Origin of the sequence: Nonomuraea zeae, from assembly GCF_005889725.1 — a bacterium.
Classification (GTDB): domain Bacteria; phylum Actinomycetota; class Actinomycetes; order Streptosporangiales; family Streptosporangiaceae; genus Nonomuraea; species Nonomuraea zeae.
Window position 1 is genome coordinate 1 of the sequence record NZ_VCKX01000542.1, and the last position, 3,931, is coordinate 3,931.

7 protein-coding genes are annotated in these 3,931 nt (G+C 69.9%); 6 read left to right on the forward strand and 1 reads right to left on the reverse strand.

The features are described from left to right. The 3 genes from ETD85_RS64200 to ETD85_RS64205 form a co-directional block, all read left to right on the forward strand. The coding region (locus ETD85_RS64200; protein ID WP_170247475.1) for a hypothetical protein at window positions 1-574 on the forward strand (574 nt) is incomplete at its 5' end. A 17-nt stretch (window positions 575-591) separates the two neighbouring features. Continuing rightward, window positions 592-1,179, forward strand: coding sequence for a 4'-phosphopantetheinyl transferase family protein (locus ETD85_RS60755; RefSeq protein ID WP_138698850.1), 588 nt, complete (start codon window positions 592-594; stop codon window positions 1,177-1,179). A 10-nt stretch (window positions 1,180-1,189) separates the two neighbouring features. Then, window positions 1,190-1,366 carry a hypothetical protein gene (locus ETD85_RS64205; protein ID WP_170247476.1) on the forward strand — a complete coding sequence of 59 codons (177 nt, stop codon included), beginning with the start codon at window positions 1,190-1,192 and terminating at the stop codon, window positions 1,364-1,366. An 88-nt stretch (window positions 1,367-1,454) separates the two neighbouring features. Here ETD85_RS64205 and ETD85_RS60760 read toward each other — a convergent pair whose 3' ends face one another. Continuing rightward, a complete protein-coding gene (locus ETD85_RS60760; RefSeq protein ID WP_138698847.1) occupies window positions 1,455-2,381 on the reverse strand; it encodes a cation diffusion facilitator family transporter in 927 nt (308 codons plus the stop codon). A gap of 34 nt (window positions 2,382-2,415) precedes the next feature. On the opposite strand from ETD85_RS60760, the gene ETD85_RS60765 reads away from it, so the two are divergent. From ETD85_RS60765 to ETD85_RS60775, 3 genes are all read left to right on the forward strand, one after another. Next, the gene (locus ETD85_RS60765; RefSeq protein WP_138698848.1) at window positions 2,416-2,874 is read left to right on the forward strand and encodes a MarR family winged helix-turn-helix transcriptional regulator; all 459 of its coding nucleotides are present in this window, start codon (window positions 2,416-2,418) and stop codon (window positions 2,872-2,874) included. A 60-nt stretch (window positions 2,875-2,934) separates the two neighbouring features. Continuing rightward, entirely contained in the window at window positions 2,935-3,582 is a 648-nt protein-coding gene (locus ETD85_RS60770) for an LppX_LprAFG lipoprotein (protein ID WP_138698849.1), read from the forward strand. Then, on the forward strand, window positions 3,579-3,931 hold a 353-nt coding region (locus ETD85_RS60775), incomplete at its 3' end, for an MFS transporter (RefSeq protein WP_240780153.1). The genes ETD85_RS60770 and ETD85_RS60775, both read left to right, overlap by 4 nt.

A 3,931-nucleotide genomic window follows, 5' to 3' on the forward strand; every position in this document is an offset into this window, starting at 1 on the left:
GGCGTTCACCCGGGCCCGGGTCCTGGGGGCCCTGGCGGCCATGCTGGTGACCGCGACCGCCGCCACGGCCGTGCTCCAGTGGGTCTCCGCCGCCCAGGCCCAGGACGCGAGTGCCCGGCTGGAGTCCGAGCGGGCGCTGCGGCTGGAGGTCTCGGGCGCGGCGGGCGCGTTCAGCAAGGCCCTGCTGAGCTACGACTACCAGAACCTCCAGGCCACCCGCTCGGCCCTGGCCGCCCAGGCGACGGGCGACTTCCTCGGCACGTACGACGCGGCCTTCGGCGGCGCGATGGCCCAGGTCATCGTCAAGCTCAAGGCGACCTCGCAGGCCACCGTACGCGAGGTCTACCTCGCGGACGTGGACGAGGCCACCGCGCACGCCATCGTCGTGGTCGACCAACAGGTGAATACTTCCGAAGCCATCCGCTCAGTGAAGGATTCCCACCTTAAGATCAGTCTTGTGAAGGAGAAGGGCGCCTGGAAGGTCCATGACGTGACCGTGCTCGGTGCGGCCTCCGACGACCAGTACAACCTCGACGGCGGCAAGCCCGCCGACGGCGACGATAAGAAGGACTGACGATCGGCCCCTTGGCGATGGGCGGCCACCCGGACGAGGTGCTCGCCCCTGACGACTGGCTCACCGAGGTGGAGCGGGAACGGGCCGCGCGGTTCAGGTTCGAGGCCGACCGCGCCTGCTTCACCGCCGCCCACCTCCTCATCCGGCTGTGCGCCGCCGCGGCGCTGGAGGCCGATCCGCAGGACCTGACGCTGCTGCAGCACTGCGAGCTGCACGGGCCAGGACACGGCAAGCCGTACATCGAGCAGGCGCCCGATCTGGGCGTCAGCTTCAGCCACACGCGCGGCTACGTGTGCGCGGCCGCCGGGCCGGGCAAGGTCGGCGTGGACGCCGAGCGCGTGCCGCCCGGCCCGCTCGACACCTTGCTGGCCGACCGGGTGCTGACGCCGCGCCAGCGCGCGATGGTCACCGGCAACGACGAGCTGATGCGGTACTGGACGCGCAAGGAGGCGCTGATCAAGCGCGGCGAGCTGACGCTGGACAAGCTGCACACGGGCGGCGACGACCTGACGGGCCGGCACCTGCTGGAGTGGAGCGCCGGGCCGGACATCAGAGTGGCGGTCATCACGGACACCCCCGCGAGGAGGGTCACCATCCCCGGATAGACTAGACCACATGTTCTACCGCAAGTCAGTCGAGGAGCGCATCGCAGATCGCATGGCCCAGCGCAAGCCGCTCGAAGAGGGCAAGACCTTCGAGCACGGCCCGGCCAAGTTCGTGTTCGTGTCCTTGATCGTCGCGGTGGTGCTGATGCACGTGGTCGGGGTCGCCATCGTGATGTCGTTCAGCTGACCGGTGCCGTCGGCGGGCTCCACGGTTAATGGGGGGCAGCCGGGGCGGGCTTTGCGGTTACCGGCGGGCAGCCGGGGCGGCTTTGCGGTTACCGGCGGACGGTCGGGGTCGGGTCGAGGAAGACCTGGCTCACGCCGGGGAAGCACTCCCGCAACCGCCGGTCCACCTCCTCACACGCGATCTCCACCCCCGCCGCGCTCGCCTCGTCCCTGAAGTCGATCTTCGCGGCGACCAGGATCTCGCCGGGGCCGATCATCATGGTGAGCAGCTCCACCACGTCCTCCACCTCCGGCTGGGCCAGCAGCACGGCGCGGATGCCGACCTCGGTCTGCTGGGGCGCGGCCTGGCCGATGAGCAGTGACAGGTTCGACCTGATCAGGGTGAGCGCCACGACCAGCAGGAGCAGCCCGATCGCGACCGAGGCGGCGCCGTCCCACAGGGCGGAGCCGGTGAGCTGCGAGCCGAGCAGCCCGGCGGCCGCGATCAGCAGCCCGGCCAGGGCCGCGGCGTCCTCGAACAGCACGGCCTTCAGCGCCGTGTCGGACGTGATCCGCACCAGGCGCAACGGCCCGACCCGGTGTCTCTCGGCCTCGCCGCGCAGCTGCGTGAGCGCCTTCGTGAACGAGATGCCCTCGATGACGAAGGAGACGGCCAGCACGATGTAGGACGGGGTGAGGTTCGACAGCTCCTCGCCGTGGCTGATCTCGTGCAGGCCGTGGGTGACGGAGAACCCGGCGCCGCCCACCAGCGTCGCCACGGCCGCCATCATGGCCCAGAAGAAGCCGGCCTTGCCGTGCCCGAACGGATGCCGCCGATCCGCCGGCCGGCCCGAGCGGCGCACCGCCACCAGGAGCAGCAACTCGGTCACGGTGTCGGCGGCCGAGTGGGCCGCCTCCGACAGCATGGCCGCCGAGCCGCCGATGAGGCCGGCAACGAGCTTGGCCAGGGCGATGGCCAGGTTCGCCGCGCCGGCCACCAGGACGGTGCCCAGGCTCTCCCCTGACTTGTCCCCCATGAAGCTTTACTCTACGTGCGCTAGATTGGAGATCATGAGCGCGCCTCGCTGGCTTTCCCCCGCCGAACAGCGTGCCTGGCGCACGCATCTGGCGCTGCACAAGCTGCTTCTCCATCGCCTCGACCGCGAGCTGCAGGAGCACGCACTCTCGTTGAACGACTACGAGATCCTGGTCAACCTGTCCGAGAGCCCGGAGCGGCGCATGCGGATGAGCGACCTGGCGGACGCGACGATCCAGTCACGCAGCCGGCTGTCGCACCAGATCTCGCGCATGGAGGCCAAGGGCCTGGTCACGAGGGAAGACTGCCGAGACGACCGGCGCGGCACGTTCGCGGTGCTGACCGACGAGGGCTGGGAGACGATCCAGCGGGTGGCGCCGTTCCACGTGGCGAGCGTGCGCGAGCATTTCGTCGACCGGCTCACCGACGACCAGCTCGACGCGCTGGAGACGGCATATGCGCCACTCGTCGAGCACCTGAAGAAGCTGCGCTGACACCCAACCGGTATCGGCTTCGGCTCACGGACGTTCCCGGGCGCTCGCTACCATCCGCACATGCTCAGAAAGCTACTGATCGTGGCCGTGCTCGCGTTCGTGTCGGCGTGCTCGTCGAGCGGCGGGGCCGAGCTGCCCGACGGTCCTGACGTGATGAAGAAGGCCGCCGAGGCCATGAAGGCCGTCAAGTCGGCCAGCTTCTCGATCGCGACGGAGGGCAAGCCGCAGGTGCCGGTCAAGAAGGCAGACGGCCGGCTCACCGCCGCCGGGGACGCCGACGGCACGATCACGATCGAGGTGCTGGGCACCCTCCAGGAGGTCAGCTTCGCGCTGGTCGGGGACACTGTCCACTTCAAGGGCCCGACAGGCGGCTTCCAGAAGATGACCAGGCAGCAGCTCGCGCAGTTCTACGACCCATCGGTGATCCTGGAGCCGACCAAGGGCATCGCGCAGTTGCTCGCCTCCGGCACCGATCCTAAGGTCGAGGCCGTCGAGAGCGGCGCCTACCGGGTCGCCACGACGTTCCCCGGCCAGGTCGTGGGCCAGATCATCCCGGGGGTCACGCAGGGCGTGAGCGGCAAGGTCTGGCTCGACCAGGCCACCAGCCGGCTCACCAAGGCCAGCCTGCCGTTGCAGAACGGCACGGTGACGGTGTCGTTCAGCGACTACGACGCGCCGGTCACGATCACGCCGCCCCCCGCCGGATGAGGCGCGCCCGCCGGGTCGTCCTCGGCGCGGGCGGCGCGGTGGTGCTGCTGGCCGCGCTGGACGCGTACGTGGTGGTGACGGTCCTCATCGACATCGCCGAATACGTGGACATCCCGCTCAACCACCTGGAGCGGGCCACGCCGATCGTCACCGGCTTCCTGCTCGGCTACATCGCGGCCATGCCGCTGCTCGGGCAGCTCTCCGACCGGTACGGCCGGCGGCCGCTGATCCACGCCTGCCTGGCGGCGTTCGCGATCGGGTCGGTGCTGACGGCGCTGGCGGCCGGCGAGGTCATGGTGGCTGTCTCTTATACCCATCTGACGCGCCTGACTCTTTTCATAAGGGAACG